Annotated in this window: 20 protein-coding genes; 19 read left to right on the top strand and 1 reads right to left on the bottom strand. The window is 41.8% G+C overall.

Translation table 11 applies throughout. The annotated features are described in order from the left end of the window. Positions 1 to 35 precede the first annotated feature (35 nt). The 15 genes from NSQ64_RS18740 (at position 36) to NSQ64_RS18670 (ending at position 11,863) form a co-directional block, all read left to right on the top strand. Positions 36 to 590 (top strand): manganese efflux pump MntP, encoded by a 555-nt coding sequence (locus NSQ64_RS18740; protein ID WP_025208133.1) that lies wholly within the window; start codon positions 36 to 38, stop codon positions 588 to 590. 63 nt (positions 591 to 653) lie between these two features. Then, on the top strand, positions 654 to 1,112 hold the full coding sequence (locus NSQ64_RS18735) for a low molecular weight protein arginine phosphatase (protein ID WP_341017765.1): 459 nt from the start codon (positions 654 to 656) through the stop codon (positions 1,110 to 1,112). Positions 1,113 to 1,253: 141 nt separating this feature from the next. Then, the gene (gene rpiB, locus NSQ64_RS18730; protein ID WP_025208132.1) at positions 1,254 to 1,703 is read left to right on the top strand and encodes a ribose 5-phosphate isomerase B; all 450 of its coding nucleotides are present in this window, start codon (positions 1,254 to 1,256) and stop codon (positions 1,701 to 1,703) included. A 12-nt stretch (positions 1,704 to 1,715) separates the two neighbouring features. Next, positions 1,716 to 2,255, top strand: coding sequence for a TIGR01440 family protein (locus NSQ64_RS18725; RefSeq protein ID WP_135009591.1), 540 nt, complete (start codon positions 1,716 to 1,718; stop codon positions 2,253 to 2,255). A gap of 177 nt (positions 2,256 to 2,432) precedes the next feature. After that, positions 2,433 to 3,680, top strand: coding sequence for a serine hydroxymethyltransferase (glyA, locus tag NSQ64_RS18720; protein ID WP_024718755.1), 1,248 nt, complete (start codon positions 2,433 to 2,435; stop codon positions 3,678 to 3,680). 147 nt (positions 3,681 to 3,827) lie between these two features. Continuing rightward, the gene (gene upp / locus NSQ64_RS18715) at positions 3,828 to 4,457 is read left to right on the top strand and encodes a uracil phosphoribosyltransferase (protein WP_003214553.1); all 630 of its coding nucleotides are present in this window, start codon (positions 3,828 to 3,830) and stop codon (positions 4,455 to 4,457) included. Positions 4,458 to 4,955: 498 nt separating this feature from the next. Continuing rightward, complete coding sequence (locus NSQ64_RS18710) at positions 4,956 to 5,339, top strand: ATP synthase subunit I (protein WP_007497639.1); 384 nt, start codon at positions 4,956 to 4,958, stop codon at positions 5,337 to 5,339. A 7-nt stretch (positions 5,340 to 5,346) separates the two neighbouring features. Beyond that, positions 5,347 to 6,081, top strand: a complete 735-nt coding sequence (gene atpB, locus NSQ64_RS18705) for a F0F1 ATP synthase subunit A (RefSeq protein ID WP_007497637.1) — start codon at positions 5,347 to 5,349, stop codon at positions 6,079 to 6,081. A 48-nt stretch (positions 6,082 to 6,129) separates the two neighbouring features. After that, complete coding sequence (gene atpE, locus NSQ64_RS18700) at positions 6,130 to 6,342, top strand: F0F1 ATP synthase subunit C (protein ID WP_003214968.1); 213 nt, start codon at positions 6,130 to 6,132, stop codon at positions 6,340 to 6,342. Between the two features lie 120 nt (positions 6,343 to 6,462). Then, a complete protein-coding gene (gene atpF / locus NSQ64_RS18695) occupies positions 6,463 to 6,975 on the top strand; it encodes a F0F1 ATP synthase subunit B (RefSeq protein WP_142152975.1) in 513 nt (170 codons plus the stop codon). After that, complete coding sequence (locus tag NSQ64_RS18690; RefSeq protein ID WP_007497632.1) at positions 6,972 to 7,517, top strand: F0F1 ATP synthase subunit delta; 546 nt, start codon at positions 6,972 to 6,974, stop codon at positions 7,515 to 7,517. The genes atpF and NSQ64_RS18690 overlap by 4 nt, the downstream gene beginning before the upstream one ends. 16 nt (positions 7,518 to 7,533) lie before the next feature. After that, on the top strand, positions 7,534 to 9,042 hold the full coding sequence (atpA, locus tag NSQ64_RS18685; RefSeq protein ID WP_341017753.1) for a F0F1 ATP synthase subunit alpha: 1,509 nt from the start codon (positions 7,534 to 7,536) through the stop codon (positions 9,040 to 9,042). Positions 9,043 to 9,130: 88 nt separating this feature from the next. After that, positions 9,131 to 9,997, top strand: a complete 867-nt coding sequence (locus NSQ64_RS18680) for a F0F1 ATP synthase subunit gamma (RefSeq protein WP_007497628.1) — start codon at positions 9,131 to 9,133, stop codon at positions 9,995 to 9,997. Between the two features lie 24 nt (positions 9,998 to 10,021). After that, positions 10,022 to 11,443 (top strand): F0F1 ATP synthase subunit beta, encoded by a 1,422-nt coding sequence (gene atpD / locus NSQ64_RS18675; protein WP_008343395.1) that lies wholly within the window; start codon positions 10,022 to 10,024, stop codon positions 11,441 to 11,443. 24 nt (positions 11,444 to 11,467) lie between these two features. Beyond that, positions 11,468 to 11,863 carry a F0F1 ATP synthase subunit epsilon gene (locus tag NSQ64_RS18670; RefSeq protein ID WP_008343393.1) on the top strand — a complete coding sequence of 132 codons (396 nt, stop codon included), beginning with the start codon at positions 11,468 to 11,470 and terminating at the stop codon, positions 11,861 to 11,863. 42 nt (positions 11,864 to 11,905) lie between these two features. On the opposite strand, the gene NSQ64_RS18665 is transcribed toward NSQ64_RS18670, so the two are convergent. Further along, positions 11,906 to 12,382 carry a hypothetical protein gene (locus tag NSQ64_RS18665; protein WP_268381907.1) on the bottom strand — a complete coding sequence of 159 codons (477 nt, stop codon included), beginning with the start codon at positions 12,380 to 12,382 and terminating at the stop codon, positions 11,906 to 11,908. 170 nt (positions 12,383 to 12,552) lie between these two features. Between NSQ64_RS18665 and NSQ64_RS18660 the strand changes: the two genes are divergently transcribed. From NSQ64_RS18660 to spoIID, 4 genes are all read left to right on the top strand, one after another. Next, a complete protein-coding gene (locus tag NSQ64_RS18660) occupies positions 12,553 to 12,783 on the top strand; it encodes a DUF1146 family protein (protein ID WP_025208130.1) in 231 nt (76 codons plus the stop codon). Positions 12,784 to 12,911: 128 nt separating this feature from the next. Next, on the top strand, positions 12,912 to 13,646 hold the full coding sequence (locus tag NSQ64_RS18655) for a YwmB family TATA-box binding protein (protein ID WP_008343385.1): 735 nt from the start codon (positions 12,912 to 12,914) through the stop codon (positions 13,644 to 13,646). A gap of 32 nt (positions 13,647 to 13,678) precedes the next feature. Further along, a complete protein-coding gene (gene murA, locus NSQ64_RS18650) occupies positions 13,679 to 14,986 on the top strand; it encodes a UDP-N-acetylglucosamine 1-carboxyvinyltransferase (protein ID WP_007497616.1) in 1,308 nt (435 codons plus the stop codon). A 256-nt stretch (positions 14,987 to 15,242) separates the two neighbouring features. After that, positions 15,243 to 16,265, top strand: a complete 1,023-nt coding sequence (gene spoIID / locus NSQ64_RS18645; protein ID WP_341017748.1) for a stage II sporulation protein D — start codon at positions 15,243 to 15,245, stop codon at positions 16,263 to 16,265. Positions 16,266 to 16,514: the final 249 nt, after the last annotated feature.

Below are 16,514 nucleotides of genomic sequence, written 5' to 3'. Positions count from 1 at the left end.
GGTTAAAGGAGAATGCGTGTCCAAGGGGGATTTATATGAATGAACTAGCTGGCGAATTGCTGACACTCAGTATCATGGCTTTTGCACTTGGAATGGATGCCTTTTCGGTTGGACTCGGCATGGGGATGATTCAGCTGAGATTCCGCCAGATCCTATATATTGGACTTGTCATTGGTATATTTCATATGTTTATGCCGCTTTTTGGTATGCTAACAGGTCAGCTTCTATCAGGCTGGCTCGGTCTCCTTGCTACCTATATAGGCGGGGCGCTGCTTTTGGTGCTGGGTCTGCAAATGATCATCGCTTCTATCCGAAAAGAAGATAAGCCATTTATCGCACCTGTTGGGGCCGGTCTCGTTCTTTTTGCAACAAGTGTGAGTTTAGATAGTTTTTCCGTTGGCTTAAGCCTGGGGATTTACGGTTCTCGGGTGTTGATGACCATTTTATTGTTTGGCTTTTTTAGTATGATGCTCACATGGCTTGGATTATTACTCGGTAAACAGGTTCGGTCATGGGTAGGTTCATACAGCGGGGCGCTTGGCGGATTGATTTTACTAGCCTTTGGAATCAAATTATTATTTCCGCTCTAGCCAGTCTCCTTACATAACATGTAGAATGAAATGCTATATAATAGAAGAAAAGGAGGTCGAAAGATGAATATCTTATTTGTTTGTACGGGAAATACTTGCAGAAGTCCGATGGCTCAAGCCCTTTTTTCCTCCATTGCAGATGAAAAAGGCTTACAGGTCACTGTAAAATCAGCGGGCATCTTCGCCTCTGATGCAGGGAAGGCTTCTCCTCAAGCAGTCGAAGCATTATTTGAGAAAAGCATTCCACTGAATCACTCGTCGTCTAAACTAACAGAAGAACTTCTTCATGAAGCAGATTATGTCTTCACCATGACGATTCAGCATAAACAGTTGATTGTGGAGCAATATGCTCATGTGAAAGACAAGGTCTTCACTCTAAAAGAATTTGCGACAGGATCAGAAGGTGACGTGTCGGATCCATTTGGAGGGAGTCTCTCCATTTATCAGGAGACACGAGATGAACTAGAAACGCTATTGTATCAACTTGCTAAAAAGCTTAAACAGGGTCACAAATCCTCATAAATGGACAACCTGTAAAACCGTTGCGCAAACGGTTTTTCTGCTTTTGTTTGCAAATGACTAGGCAGAGGTTAAAATATAACTGTAAATAAAGAATGAATGTAAGACATGACAGATTAACTCACCCTTAGGAGGAATTGCCCGATGAAAGTAGCCATTGCATCCGATCACGGCGGAACGAATATTCGTGAAGAAATCAAACAACTAATGGATGAATTAAAGATTGAATACATTGATATGGGTTGTGAATGTGGATCAGGTTCTGTAGACTACCCTGACTATGCTTTTCCTGTAGCCAATATGGTGGCAAACGGGGAAGTCGATCGCGGCATTTTGATTTGCGGGACAGGTATCGGTATGAGCATTTCAGCAAACAAAGTGAAAGGCATCCGCTGTGCACTGGCGCATGATACATTCAGTGCAAAGGCGACGAGAGAACATAACGATACAAATGTTCTTGCGATGGGAGAACGAGTCATTGGACCAGGATTGGCAAGAGAGATTGCTCACATTTGGCTGACAACAGATTTTACTGCAGGACGTCATGCTGTGCGGATTGGTAAAATCGCTGATTACGAAGAAAAGCACCTGTAAGGAGCGCTTAACATGAACATTGGTCAAGATTGGCTTGAAATGTTAAAAGAGTTTCATCAAACAGTTGAACTGCGAGCCGGCCACATTTTAGTGATTGGCTGCAGTACGTCAGAAGTGGCTGGCGAGCACATTGGGACAGCGGGAAGTGAGCAAATTGCTGAAGCTATTTATCAAGAGCTCGATCAACTGAGACGCGAGACAGGAATTGAATTGGCCTTCCAATGCTGCGAGCATTTGAATCGTGCCCTCGTTGTGGAAGAAGAGGTGGCGTACCGGCTTAACTTAGAAATTGTAGCGGCAGTACCTGTCCGTAAGGCGGGTGGTTCTATGGCGGCGCATGCGTATCAGCAAATGGAACACCCTGTGCTGGTTGAATCCATTTCAGCGCATGCAGGGATTGATATCGGTGATACATTAATCGGCATGCACTTAAAGCGGGTAGCTGTACCGGTCCGTCTCAGCCGTCATCAATTAGGACAAGCACATGTGACGTTTGCAAAAACTCGTCCAAAGCTGATTGGCGGAGAACGAGCCGTTTATACAAGATCATAGTTCGGATATATTTCTAATATAATGTTGAATGATGAAGACGCTCCACCCCTTGAATATTCGGGTTTTCATAAAAAAGAAGTCGATTTTCCAAAAAAAACTTTTACATTTTACTCAAAAACCGTGTACAATGAGATGGTGAAAACATCGAATGGAAATAGATTGGAGAGGATTTCGCTGATGAAACATTTACCTGAGCAAGACGCACAAGTATTCAAAGCAATTCAACTAGAGCGGAAACGCCAGCAGGACAAAATCGAATTAATTGCATCAGAAAACTTCGTAAGCGAAGCAGTCATGGAAGCGCAGGGCTCTGTCTTAACAAACAAATATGCAGAAGGTTACCCTGGTAAACGCTACTATGGCGGCTGTGAACATGTAGACGTTGTAGAAGATATCGCACGTGACCGCGCAAAAGAAATTTTTGGCGCTGAGTATGTGAACGTACAGCCTCACTCAGGAGCTCAAGCGAATATGGCCGTATACTTTACAATCCTTGAGCATGGCGATACAGTGCTAGGCATGAACTTATCACATGGCGGGCATTTAACACATGGAAGCCCTGTAAACTTTAGCGGCGTACAGTACAACTTTGTAGAATACGGTGTAGATAAAGAAACACAACATATCGACTACCAAGATGTACTTGAAAAGGCACGTGAGCATAAGCCGAAACTCATCGTAGCGGGGGCAAGTGCTTACCCACGTCAAATTGATTTCAAAAAGTTCCGTGAAATTGCCGATGAAGTCGGTGCTTACTTTATGGTGGACATGGCTCACATCGCGGGTCTTGTTGCAGCAGGTCTTCATCCAAATCCAGTTCCTTACGCTGATTTTGTGACAACGACAACTCACAAAACATTGCGCGGACCTCGCGGCGGAATGATTCTATGCCGTGAAGAGTTTGGTAAAAAGATCGACAAATCGATCTTCCCTGGTATTCAAGGTGGACCACTCATGCATGTGATCTCTGCAAAAGCTGTTTCTTTCGGTGAAGTATTGAACGGAGATTTCAAAACATATGCACAAAACGTGATTGATAACGCAAAACAACTAGCTGAAACCCTTTTATCTGAGGATATTCAGCTTGTATCTGGTGGAACAGATAACCATCTTGTTCTCATCGACTTGCGCTCTCTTGGCATTACAGGAAAAATTGCAGAAAACGTTCTTGATGAAATTGGTATCACGGTGAACAAAAATGCAATTCCATATGATCCAGAGAAACCATTTGTTACAAGTGGTGTACGTGTAGGTACAGCAGCAGTGACAAGCCGTGGCTTCGATCAAGAAGCGATGAAAGAAGTCGGTTCCATTATTGCGCTTGCTCTGAAACATCATGAAGATGAAGCGAAATTAGAAGAGGCGAAAAAGCGTGTATCTGATCTGACAGCTCGTTTCCCTCTATATCAAGAATTAGATTATTAAGATGCAGACCCATTTGCCTATTTTTGGCATGTGGGTTTTTTTTGTAGGATTTGCGAATCATATTGAAAGATGATGTCTTTTTATGTAGAATTGTAGGAAGTGTGCAAAGTTCACCGGAAGATGACAGAAAAGGAGTTGTAGCAAGCAATGGCAAAGGTTTATGTATTTGATCACCCGCTTATTCAGCACAAACTTACATATATTCGTGACGTTCATACAGGAACAAAAGAATTTAGAGAGCTAGTGGATGAAGTCGCAACATTAATGGCATTTGAAATTACAAGAGACTTACCGCTTGAAGAGGTAGATGTAGAAACACCTGTACAAGTCGCTAAATCAAACGTGATCTCAGGTAAAAAACTCGGAGTTGTGCCGATTTTAAGAGCAGGTCTTGGAATGGTAGACGGGATTTTGAAGCTCATTCCAGCTGCCAAAGTGGGACATGTCGGTTTATACCGTGATCCGAAGACATTAAAGCCTGTTGAATATTATGTGAAGCTTCCATCTGATGTGGAAGAGCGTGAATTTATCGTAGTAGACCCAATGCTTGCAACGGGCGGATCAGCTGTAGAAGCATTAAACAGCTTGAAAAAACGCGGTGCGAAAAACATCCGCTTCATGTGTCTGATTGCTGCACCAGAAGGTGTAGAAGAAATGCAAAAACATCATCCAGATGTTGATATCTACATTGCGGCATTAGATGAGAAGTTAAACGAAAAAGGTTACATCATCCCAGGTCTTGGTGATGCTGGTGACCGTATGTATGGAACAAAATAAGAATGATTCATGAAAAGCCCACATGCAAACGTGCATGTGGGCTTTTTTGAAAAATATGACAAACGGTTGATATCGTTCTTAGAAAAATCAATGTATACTGAACATTAGCAGTTTTTTTGCATGAATGTCACAACTCTCCTAAAGTTTGATGAAATTGTGAACATTTTGTGTGCTCTCTCATTATAGAAAAGTTTTTTAACTTTCAACGGATTGACACATCATAGACGCTATTGTATGCTAAACGAGGGTATTATGGTAAGGTTTTCATAGCCTATAGCACTCTACTAATCCTCATTGTGAACCCTTTAATAATCAGGGTTTGTATCAGCGAATGAAGCAGAATCCCATAGATCTAAAGATTTCAAGTCTGATTGCACAATTAGACCGATGGGTGATTGATTTTTTTCAAATAGGACGGCTTATCATAAGCGTCTTCTACGCAGTTTTCATCACCATTTATCACCTTTTTTACAATATTTTTCATCGGGAGTCAGATGAATGAACGATCCAAACGTCATTTTCCGCAGACAGAGTAAATATATGTTCTATTTATTGGCAATTTTTGTGTTTGGCTATGCCATGCCTGGTTTTAAACCACTGTTTCTTGGTTTCATTATCGGCACAATTTTTGCTTTCTTTAATTTATTCCTGCTTATTCGGAGAATGCATGCTTTTGATCGAGCAGTTAAAAAAGGAAAATCTATTCGTTCAATGGGAAGTACAGCCAGGTGGGCCAACGCAATTCTCGCAGTAGCGATTGCTTGGCGTTACCCTAACGAAGTTCATCTGGCAGGTGTTGTTATAGGATTAATGACAATATATCCTGTCATTATGATAGATTCCTTCATTCAACTTAAACGTTCTACTATGGAAGAGAGGTGAATACTCTTTGGGTCACAGTTCAAAAACTACAGAATTTTTAGGGTTAACGTTCAACTTATCCAATGTTCTCATGATTACGATTGCTAGTATCATCGTTCTTCTCATAGCGGTGCTGACTACTCGTGTTCTGGCTATTCGTCCGACAAAGGCGCAGAACTTCATGGAATGGATTGTTGATTTTGTTCGAAATATCATAGGTAGTTCGATGGACATGAAAACAGGAGCCCCATTTCTAGCGCTTGGCGTTACATTACTCATGTACATATTTGTTTCAAACATGCTTGGACTGCCATTCTCGATTACGGTCGATCACAATTTATGGTGGAAATCACCAACTGCTGATCCTGCAATCACAATGACACTAGCGGTTATGGTCATGGGATTGACACACTACTATGGTGTTAAAGCAAAAGGAGTCAAGGAATATACAAAAGACTACTTTAGACCAATCCCACTTTTAGTACCGCTGAAAATTATTGAAGAATTTGCAAACACATTAACACTTGGTTTGCGTCTTTATGGAAATATTTTCGCTGGAGAGATTCTTCTTGGTTTACTTGCAGGACTTGCGACTAATTTCTATTCGCAAAACCTTGCACTAGGTATCATTGGTACATTAGGTGCCATCGTGCCGATGATTGTATGGCAGGCATTCAGTTTGTTTGTCGGAACCATCCAGGCATTTATCTTCACCATGCTGACAATGGTGTATATCTCCCATAAAGTCAGCGACGAACACTAAAAAATTGAGAGTCCAAAAAGGACGTTATTTTAAAGGAGGAGCTTTTTAATGAATTTAATAGCAGCAGCAATTGCAATCGGTTTAGGAGCACTAGGAGCAGGTATTGGTAACGGTCTAATCGTATCTAAAACAGTTGAAGGAATCGCTCGTCAGCCAGAAGCTGGTAGAGAACTAAGAACTCTTATGTTCATCGGGGTAGCTTTAGTTGAGGCACTTCCAATTATCGCTGTCGTTATCGCATTCTTGGCATTCTTTGGTTAATATGTGAGAAGCGTTCTAATATGAATTTTAATGGCGAAGATCAGATTAGTTCGAAACTTCGCCATTCCTTTATGTTTTGTTTCTTAACATATTATTTAAAGAAGGGAGTTGCCGTACTAAATGTCTCAGTTACCAGTAGTTTTAGGAGCAGGTCTAAACACCGGAGATATCATATTCCAGCTGATCGCTATGCTCATCCTGCTTGCACTTTTAAAGAAATTTGCGCTTAAGCCTTTATTAGGGATTATGAAACAGCGTGAAGATTATATAGGAAATGAAATTTCAAGTGCTGAAGAAAAGCACGTTCAAGCTGAAAAGCTTCTTGAAGAACAACGTGCCTTATTGAAAGAAGCACGCGAAGAATCACATACACTCATCGAAAATGCGAAAAAGATTGGTGAGAAACAAAAAGAAGACATCATTCAAGCAGCGCGTCAAGAATCAGAGCGCTTGAAAGAGTCTGCTAGAACTGAAATCGTGAAAGAAAAAGAACAAGCTGTGGCTGCACTGCGCGAGCAAGTTGCATCACTTTCTGTATTAATTGCTTCTAAAGTGATTGAAAAAGAACTTGATGAGCAAGCACAAGAGAAATTGATCCAAGAGTATCTTAAAGAGGCAGGCGAAAGCCGATGAGCGTGACTATTGTCTCTAAGCGTTACGCTTCTGCTCTTTTTGACATCGTTCTTGCTTCTTCGGCAGTAGACGAAACTGAAAAAGAGCTGAATGAGATCAAAAAAGTTCTCAAGGCTGACCAAGAATTAAATGACTTTCTTGTTCATCCGAAGATTACGGCAGACAAAAAGAAACATCTGATTGCAGAAGCTTTCAAAGGTGTTTCGACATATGTTTTGCACACAATGTATTTACTGATTGACCGTGGACGCACGAATATTTTTCCTGAAATGGCGTCTGAGTTTGTGAAACTTGCAAACCGTACGAAACAAATAGACGATGCGATCGTGTATTCAGTTAAACCGCTCAGCGGAGCTGAAATTCAATCTTTATCTGAAGTATTTGCCAAAAAAGCCGGAGTCACATCACTGCGTGTAGAAAACGTGATTGACAAGGATCTAATAGGCGGAGTGAAAATCCGTATCGGAAACCGCATTTATGACGGCAGTGTCAGCGGAAAGCTTTCCCGCATTGAACGTCAGCTTGCAGGCGAAAATCGTTAGAAGGGGTGAAACCTTAGTGAGTATCAAAGCTGAAGAGATTAGCGCGCTGATAAAGCAGCAAATCCAAAACTATCAATCTGAAATTGAAGTAAAAGATGTCGGTACAGTCATTCAAGTAGGGGACGGTATCGCGCGTGTACATGGCCTTGACAACATTATGGCAGGAGAGCTTGTTGAGTTCTCTAACGGTGTAATGGGTATGGCTCAAAACCTTGAGGAGTCTAACGTAGGTATCGTAATCTTAGGACCTTACAAAGATATCCGTGAAGGTGACGACGTAAAACGTACAGGTCGTATTATGGAGGTTCCAGTAGGAGAAGAGTTAATCGGACGTATTGTGAACCCACTTGGTCAGCCTGTTGATGGACTAGGTCCAATTTTAACAAGCAAAACACGTCCAATCGAAAGTGAAGCACCAGGCGTTATGGATCGTAAATCGGTACATGAGCCGCTACAAACGGGAATTAAAGCAATTGATGCCTTGATTCCAATTGGACGCGGACAGCGTGAATTGATCATTGGGGACCGTCAAACAGGTAAAACATCTGTTGCAATCGATACGATCCTGAACCAAAAAGATCAAGGCATGATCTGTATCTATGTAGCGATCGGACAAAAAGAATCAACTGTTCGTGGTGTTGTTGAAACACTTCGTAAGCATGGTGCGCTTGACTACACAATCGTTGTCACAGCTTCTGCATCACAGCCAGCTCCACTTCTTTACCTTGCTCCTTATGCAGGTGTAACGATGGGTGAGGAATTCATGTATAACGGCAAGCATGTGCTTGTTGTGTATGATGACCTTTCTAAACAAGCGGCAGCTTACCGTGAGCTTTCATTATTGCTTCGTCGTCCTCCAGGCCGTGAAGCATTCCCTGGTGATGTTTTCTACCTTCACTCTCGTTTATTAGAGCGTGCAGCGAAGCTTAGTGATGAAAAGGGTGGCGGTTCTATCACAGCATTGCCTTTCGTAGAAACGCAAGCTGGTGATATCTCTGCATATATCCCAACAAACGTTATCTCAATCACAGATGGACAGATCTTCTTACAATCTGACCTCTTCTTCTCAGGCGTACGTCCAGCGGTAAACGCAGGATTGTCTGTATCTCGTGTAGGTGGTTCTGCACAAATCAAAGCGATGAAAAAGGTAGCAGGTACACTTCGTCTGGATCTTGCTTCTTATCGTGAGCTTGAAGCATTCGCTCAGTTTGGATCTGATCTAGACCAAGCGACTCAAGCCAAATTAAACCGTGGTGCTAGAACAGTTGAAGTCTTAAAACAAGACTTGAACAAGCCGCTGAAAGTTGAAAAACAAGTAGCGATTCTTTATGCACTGACAAGAGGATACTTAGATGATGTAGCGATTGCTGATGTCAAACGCTTTGAAGCTGAGTTATTCATGTACATTGAAGAAAACCATAAAGACTTGTTTGACACAATCTCTCAAACAGGAAACATGCCTGCTGATGAAGAGTGGAAAGCAGCGATCGAAGGCTTTAAACGTACGTTTGCACCAAGCAACTAATTAGTAATCTTTCCGAGAGAAAAAGATTCTCTTTTTCTCTCTTTTCACGTAAATGAACACGGATTCCTGAAAAAAGGTGGTGAAATCTTTGGCCTCATTACGCGATATTAAGTCAAGGATCACGTCAACAAAAAAATCGAGTCAGATCACAAAAGCGATGCAAATGGTATCAGCTGCGAAACTGAATCGTGCTGAAAATAATGCGAAGTCCTTTGTTCCTTACATGGAGAAAATCCAAGAAGTCGTTGCGGCAATCGCAACTGGAACAAGTGCTAAGCACCCAATGCTTCTTTCAAGACCTGTTAAGAAAACAGGGTATCTCGTCATTACATCTGATCGAGGACTTGCAGGACCTTTTAACAGCTCGATTTTACGTGCCGCTTACCAAGCCATTCAATCTCGTCATCAATCTGCTGATGAATATGCGGTGATTGTGATTGGTAAAATCGGACGCGACTTCTTCAAAAAGCGTGGTATTCCAGTTATTTCTGAAGTCACAGGGCTTGGAGACGAAGTAGCGTTTGCTGATATTAAAGAATTAGCAAGCAGTACAGTACAAATGTTCTCTGATGAAGCGTTTGATGAGCTTTACATGTTCTATAACCATTTCGTCAGTGCCATTTCACAAGAAGTAACAGAGAAAAAATTATTGCCGCTAACGGACCTTTCGGCCGCAGCGACACCAAATAAACGTTCCGCATCTTATGAGTTTGAGCCTTCTGAAGAAGAAATTCTTGAAGTTCTCCTTCCTCAATATGCAGAGAGTTTGATTTTCGGTGCGCTTCTTGACAGCAAAGCAAGTGAACATGCTGCAAGGATGACAGCAATGAAGAGTGCAACAGACAACGCAAAAGAATTGATCGACAGCCTGACACTCTCTTACAACCGTGCTCGTCAAGCAGCGATTACACAAGAGATTACAGAAATTGTCGGCGGAGCAGCTGCCTTAGAATAGAAATAATTGTCAGGAGGGAATGCAATGAAAACAGGACGCATCAGTCAGATCATGGGACCAGTCGTAGACGTTCGTTTTGAAGACGGTCACTTGCCTGAGATTTATAATGCGATCAAAGTTTCGCATAAAGCGGAAAGCGAAAGTGAAGTTGATATCGACTTAACTTTAGAAGTAGCACTACATTTAGGTGATGATACAGTGAGAACCATCGCAATGGCATCAACAGACGGTGTGAAGCGCGGTATGGAAGCTGTAGACCTTGGAAAACCAATTTCAGTACCAGTTGGTAACGTAACACTTGGACGTGTATTCAACGTACTGGGAGATAACATTGACTTAGATGAGCCACTTGGTGTGGAAGCGCAAAGAGACCCAATCCACAGACAAGCGCCTTCTTTCGATCAACTTTCTACAGAAGTTGAAATTCTTGAAACAGGTATCAAAGTTGTTGACCTTCTTGCTCCTTACATCAAAGGTGGAAAGATCGGTCTATTCGGTGGAGCCGGTGTTGGTAAAACCGTTCTGATTCAAGAATTGATCAACAACATCGCACAAGAACACGGCGGTATTTCTGTATTCGCTGGTGTTGGAGAGCGTACACGTGAAGGAAATGACCTTTACTACGAAATGAAAGATTCTGGCGTTATCGAAAAAACAGCGATGGTCTTCGGCCAAATGAACGAGCCACCAGGTGCACGTATGCGTGTAGCTCTAACTGGTTTGACAATGGCAGAGCATTTCCGTGATGAACAAGGTCAAGACGTATTGTTCTTCATCGATAACATCTATCGTTTTACACAAGCAGGTTCTGAAGTATCAGCCCTTCTTGGACGTATGCCTTCAGCGGTAGGTTATCAGCCAACTCTTGCAACAGAAATGGGTCAGCTTCAAGAGCGTATCACGTCTACAAACGTAGGATCGGTTACATCGATTCAAGCGATCTATGTACCTGCGGATGACTATACAGATCCAGCTCCAGCTACAACGTTCGCTCACCTTGATGCAACGACAAACCTTGAGCGTAAGTTGACAGAGATGGGGATTTACCCAGCGGTAGATCCACTTGCTTCAACATCTCGTGCCCTTGCACCTGAGATTGTTGGCGAAGAGCATTATGCGATCGCGCGTGAAGTTCAGCAAACATTGCAACGTTATAAAGAATTGCAAGATATCATTGCCATTTTAGGTATGGATGAATTATCTGAGGACGATAAGCTTGTGGTACACAGAGCTCGTCGTGTTCAATTCTTCCTATCTCAAAACTTCCACGTAGCAGAACAGTTCACTGGCCAAAAAGGTTCTTATGTGCCATTACAAGAAACTGTTAAAGGCTTCAAGGAAATCTTATCTGGTAAATACGATCACCTTCCAGAAGATGCATTCCGCTTAGTCGGCCGCATTGAAGAAGTGGTTGAAAAAGCCAAAGAGATGGGTGTAGAGGCCTAATCTGGTCCTTAGGAGGGTAAAAGCATGAAGACCGTTCAAGTCAATATCGTTACTCCCGACGGCCCAGTGTATGAAGCGGATGTGGAAATGGTCAGTGTAAGAGCAGAAAGCGGTGAGCTTGGGATTTTAGCTGGCCACGTTCCAATGGTTGCTCCGCTAAAAATCGGTGCAGTTCGCTTAAAACATAGTGGATCAACTGAATTGGTTGCAGTAAGCGGTGGATTTGTTGAAGTTCGCCCCGAAAAAGTAACCATTCTTGCTCAGGCTGCTGAAACATCAGACAAAGTTGATGTAGATCGTGCAAAATCAGCGAAACAGCGTGCTGAAGAGCATTTGAACCACCCGAATGAAAGTGATGTACGCAGGGCGGAACTCGCATTAAAACGGGCATTAAACCGTTTAAATGTAGCAGGGAAATAAAACAGAAAATCCTTCTTATCATTGCGATAAGAAGGATTTTTTTTAGGATGACATGAGAGATTGATACATCGACACATAAGGATGAGATGCTTGCTTTTCTAGATATAACTGCTCGCAAAATTGCGTACTGCAATGCCATGTTTTATTATTTCTGCGTAAGCCAAGGGTATATTGGTGCGGAGAGTCCATATAAGGCCGCACGACCCAATCAGCATCTGAATGATGCTTGATGACAACCTCTCCCATGTACACACTCAACATCGCTTCCAATGCATCAATAGGCATTTTCCACTCAGCAAAAAGCTGCTGACGGAAGGCATCGAAGTATAATGACTCTAACTGATAAAGGCTTTCCTCTGAGTAATCCAAAGAAATGTTATGAAAATGACACAATTGTGCTAATTCTTCTAGCTGTGTCTGTCTATAATCAAAGTAGAAAGCAATGGCTTCCCATTCATGTTCAAATGAGGGAACCAGTTCTCCGTACAAATCAACAAAGTCAGGAAAAGAATCTTTCAAATATGATCAGCTCCTTCCACCGCAGTATATCATCTCCTTCGCATCAGAATAAGAGGGGATTCACTCTAAATGTAGCTCTTTTTTCCAAATGATTCATCTTTCCGATTTTGGAGGATATAATGAAAGGGAGTTTTCCTTTACAGAAATCAATAAAAGGAGGATTCAAGTGTATGGAAGACGTAGGACAACAAGCAATTGTCAGTATTGTGATCCACCTATTTTTTATTGCCATTACGTGGTGGGCATTGCTTGCGGTGAATATCGATCCACTGATTAAAAAAGGAAAAATTATTCAAGCTAGATTGCTCATGATGCTGATCACGATTGCTATTGCATCGGCAGTCAGCAATTTCTTCCTTGATTATTTAAATTTCTCCAGACAAATCCCTTATATGTTTTAACATAAAAGGTTTGGTCACTGCCTTCTGCGGGAACGTAAAAAGAAGTGTCAAAAATATGGCCTTTGATGACTTTTCCACGTATGCATTGATCTCCTTGCGGCAACACTTGTAGCAAGGGGGAATGACAAGTGAGAAAGTATTTAAAAGGTTGGCCATTATTTGCATTTATTCTTTTTTTTGTTCTGATGATTCAAGGTGTTCGGGCGGAAGAAACATCCACGCTCGCTCAAATAGCAGAAGGTATGAAAAACCAGCAAATCGAAGTAAGTGGATGGACGCTTCATGCCAAAACAAATATAGACATTTCATCCGAACAATTTTCAAAAAAAGTGAAACGTTTGAAAGACGAACTACGACAGTATGAGTGGACCGAAAAAAAAGAGAAACATGTCACCAAAGTCACAGGAATTTACAAAGATGAAAAAAATGATACATTATCGAAAATTTTACTCGTGAAGACCGACACAAAATCAAACCAAAAGTCGTATTTATTATATGAGCAAAAAGGTGCTCGCCCACTGAATACCTGGGAGCATACATATGATCAGTTCGTACGTCATGCAAAAAGCATATTACAAGAAAAATTTGTGATTTTTACTTGTCTCGATGGTCATGTAAATGGTATGATGGATGTTGTTTTGCAAAAAAAAGCTGAAATGATAGCAAATGAATTTCAAGCAAAACCTGTTGAGTATCTCGTTGAGTCTAATTTTGTGTCGCTTTCCGCTTACACAGAGAAGTGGGAACAGTTCATTATGACTTCAAATGATAAAATGAATGTTCAAATTGCCATCAGAAGTTCGGAAATGAACGAAAATCATACGATTACGGTTGGCACACCAATCGTAACGACTGAATATTAATATAGAGAATTTGGGACGCGGAGGGGAAGACCTTGGAAAAAATCATCGTCCGCGGCGGTCAAAAGTTAAACGGCACAGTTAAAGTAGAAGGCGCAAAAAATGCCGTTTTACCAGTTATCGCTGCATCTTTGTTAGCAAGTACAGAAAAAAGCGTAATTTGTGATGTACCTACGCTCTCCGATGTATATACAATCAATGAAGTGTTACGTCATTTAGGAGCAGAAGTACATTTTGAAAATAACGAAGTATCAGTAGATGCATCTCATGCACTAGAAACTGAGGCTCCGTTTGAGTACGTCCGTAAAATGAGAGCATCTGTGCTCGTCATGGGACCACTTTTAGCTAGAACAGGTCATGCAAGAGTTGCATTACCTGGTGGTTGTGCGATTGGTTCAAGACCAATTGATCAGCATTTAAAAGGCTTTGAAGCAATGGGAGCTAAAATTCAAGTAGGTAATGGTTTCATCGAGGCTGAAGTAAATGGCCGTTTAAAAGGTGCAAAAATCTATTTGGATTTCCCAAGTGTAGGGGCAACTGAAAACATCATCATGGCAGCAGCATTGGCTGAAGGAACGACGATTTTAGAAAACGTAGCAAAAGAACCTGAAATTGTTGATTTGGCAAACTACATCAATGCCATGGGCGGTAAGGTTCGCGGTGCTGGAACTGGTACAATTAAAATCGAAGGTGTAGAAACACTTCACGGTGCAAAACACAACATCATCCCTGACCGAATTGAAGCTGGTACGTTTATGGTGGCAGCAGCCATTACTGAAGGAAATGTTCTTGTAAAAGGCGCTGTGCCTGAGCACATGACTTCACTTGTGGCGAAAATGGAAGAAATGGGTATTCAGATCATTGAAGAAGAAGAAGGTTTAAGAGTCATTGGACCATCTGAGCTCAAGCCAATCGATCTAAAAACAATGCCGCATCCTGGTTTCCCAACGGATATGCAATCTCAGATGATGGCGCTATTGCTTCGTGCGAACGGAACAAGCATGATCACAGAAACTGTGTTTGAAAATCGTTTTATGCATGCTGAAGAATTCCGCCGCATGAATGGCGATATTAAAATTGAGGGTCGCTCTGTGATAATCAATGGACCTGTTCAACTTCAAGGTGCTGAAGTGGCAGCGACTGATTTAAGAGCAGGAGCAGCACTTGTACTTGCTGGATTAGTGGCAGAAGGTCATACACGTGTCACTGAATTGAAGCATATTGACCGTGGATATGTGAACTTCCACCAAAAACTAGCAGCAATCGGTGCAGACATTGAAAGAGTAAATGATGAATCAGCAGATGTGACACAAGAACAAGTTGTATCAGATCTAAACGCATAATCATAAAAGAAATCAGTGTGTCCATTTGGGCATGCTGATTTTTTTTAGAATCATAGACTGGTTGCATTTTCAAAAGCTTATCATTAGTGTATCCAATCATTTTAAATTTTATTCATAAAGACGAACAGTAAATCAAACGATGAAGAGCACAAACATATCAGCAAAAGACTTGTCCAATGAATGAAAGAAGCTGTCATATTAGCTTGTCCTTGCCCATAGGATAAAAGAGATTCAATGACAAATGGGGGCAGCCAATATGAAACCAATGATATGGACAATCGCAGGAATTTGCATCATCATTTTAATGATTCCAACCTTACTCGTGTTGCCGACGTTCCAAGGAAAACCAGCAGCCAGCCAACACGTAGCAGCAGAACCATCGGTTAAAAAAGAAGTGAAAGGTTCAGTCAAATTGAAACAATCACCCGTCTCCATTCCCGTCTACCGTTCAGCACATCAGCAGGTAGAAAACATCCCCTTAGAAGAGTATGTGATCGGTGTCGTCGCTTCTGAAATGCCAGCCGATTTTGAAATAGAGGCGCTCAAGGCACAGGCACTCGCCGCTAGAACGTATATCGTCAGACAAATGATCATTGATAAAACCGTCAAATCTCCACAGGGTTCTCTTGTAGATGACACCCAAATGTTCCAAGTGTACAAAAATAAACAGGAACTGAAGAAAATTTGGGGAAAAGCGTACAATTGGAAATTAAAAAAGGTCACAGAAGCGGTCGCCAGTACACAAGGGAAAGTACTGACGTATGACGAAAAACCAATTGATGCTTCCTTCTTTTCAACAAGTAATGGGAAAACCGAAAATGCAGAAGCTTATTGGAAAAATGAAATCCCTTATTTGAAAAGCGTCTCAAGCAAATGGGACGAAAAATCACCCAAATTCCAAAACAAGAAAACCATCACAGTGAGCGAATTTCAGCAAAAACTGGGTGTGACCCTTGGCCAGCAGCAGGTGGGAGAAATTGTAGAACGAACACCAGGCAATCAAGTAGCCAAAGCCGTCATTAACGGAAAAACATTGTCGGGCAGAGACATTCGCGAATCACTAGGATTGCACTCTGCAGACTTTACATGGGAACGAAGGGGTCAGCAAATCGTGATTACGACAAAAGGGTATGGCCATGGTGTGGGCATGAGTCAGTATGGTGCACATTATATGGCACAGTCAGGCAAAAAAGTAGAGGCGATCGTGAAACATTATTATCAAGGGATAAAAATTGAATCAGCTGATCGCTTTCTGAACACATATATGGCTAAGAAATAAAAGCAAAGGTGCCTCAAAATGGGGGCATCTTTTTTTTATGTGTGAAGAGGTTTGAACAGAATGTGACAAATTGCGACTTAAGGCGCACCTCAGGAAATCTTAAACATTTACATCCCGACAAGAACCGATGGCCGATACAAAGCCCCTCGAAAGAATGAGAAAACGAGGGTGACAAAAGAGTCGTTAGGTGAATATATCTAGACATCTGACAGAATTTTAGTGATTTTGATGAAAGAGAAAAAGGGATCG

The organism is Bacillus sp. FSL W8-0183 (assembly GCF_038006825.1).
In the GTDB taxonomy this organism is placed as follows: Bacteria; Bacillota; Bacilli; order Bacillales; family Bacillaceae; genus Bacillus; species Bacillus altitudinis.
This window is presented reverse-complemented; position numbering and strand designations above follow the sequence as displayed.

Excerpts from the sequence above, each read along its gene's own strand:
- NSQ64_RS18740 (WP_025208133.1), top strand. The coding sequence starts at position 36 with ATGAATGAACTAGCTGGCGAATTGCTGACACTCAGTATCATGGCTTTT.
- NSQ64_RS18735 (WP_341017765.1), top strand. The coding sequence starts at position 654 with ATGAATATCTTATTTGTTTGTACGGGAAATACTTGCAGAAGTCCGATG.
- rpiB (WP_025208132.1), top strand. The coding sequence starts at position 1,254 with ATGAAAGTAGCCATTGCATCCGATCACGGCGGAACGAATATTCGTGAA.
- NSQ64_RS18725 (WP_135009591.1), top strand. The coding sequence starts at position 1,716 with ATGAACATTGGTCAAGATTGGCTTGAAATGTTAAAAGAGTTTCATCAA.
- glyA (WP_024718755.1), top strand. The coding sequence starts at position 2,433 with ATGAAACATTTACCTGAGCAAGACGCACAAGTATTCAAAGCAATTCAA.
- upp (WP_003214553.1), top strand. The coding sequence starts at position 3,828 with ATGGCAAAGGTTTATGTATTTGATCACCCGCTTATTCAGCACAAACTT.
- NSQ64_RS18710 (WP_007497639.1), top strand. The coding sequence starts at position 4,956 with ATGAACGATCCAAACGTCATTTTCCGCAGACAGAGTAAATATATGTTC.
- atpE (WP_003214968.1), top strand. The coding sequence starts at position 6,130 with ATGAATTTAATAGCAGCAGCAATTGCAATCGGTTTAGGAGCACTAGGA.
- atpF (WP_142152975.1), top strand. The coding sequence starts at position 6,463 with ATGTCTCAGTTACCAGTAGTTTTAGGAGCAGGTCTAAACACCGGAGAT.
- NSQ64_RS18690 (WP_007497632.1), top strand. The coding sequence starts at position 6,972 with ATGAGCGTGACTATTGTCTCTAAGCGTTACGCTTCTGCTCTTTTTGAC.
- atpD (WP_008343395.1), top strand. The coding sequence starts at position 10,022 with ATGAAAACAGGACGCATCAGTCAGATCATGGGACCAGTCGTAGACGTT.
- NSQ64_RS18670 (WP_008343393.1), top strand. The coding sequence starts at position 11,468 with ATGAAGACCGTTCAAGTCAATATCGTTACTCCCGACGGCCCAGTGTAT.
- NSQ64_RS18660 (WP_025208130.1), top strand. The coding sequence starts at position 12,553 with ATGGAAGACGTAGGACAACAAGCAATTGTCAGTATTGTGATCCACCTA.
- spoIID (WP_341017748.1), top strand. The coding sequence starts at position 15,243 with ATGAAACCAATGATATGGACAATCGCAGGAATTTGCATCATCATTTTA.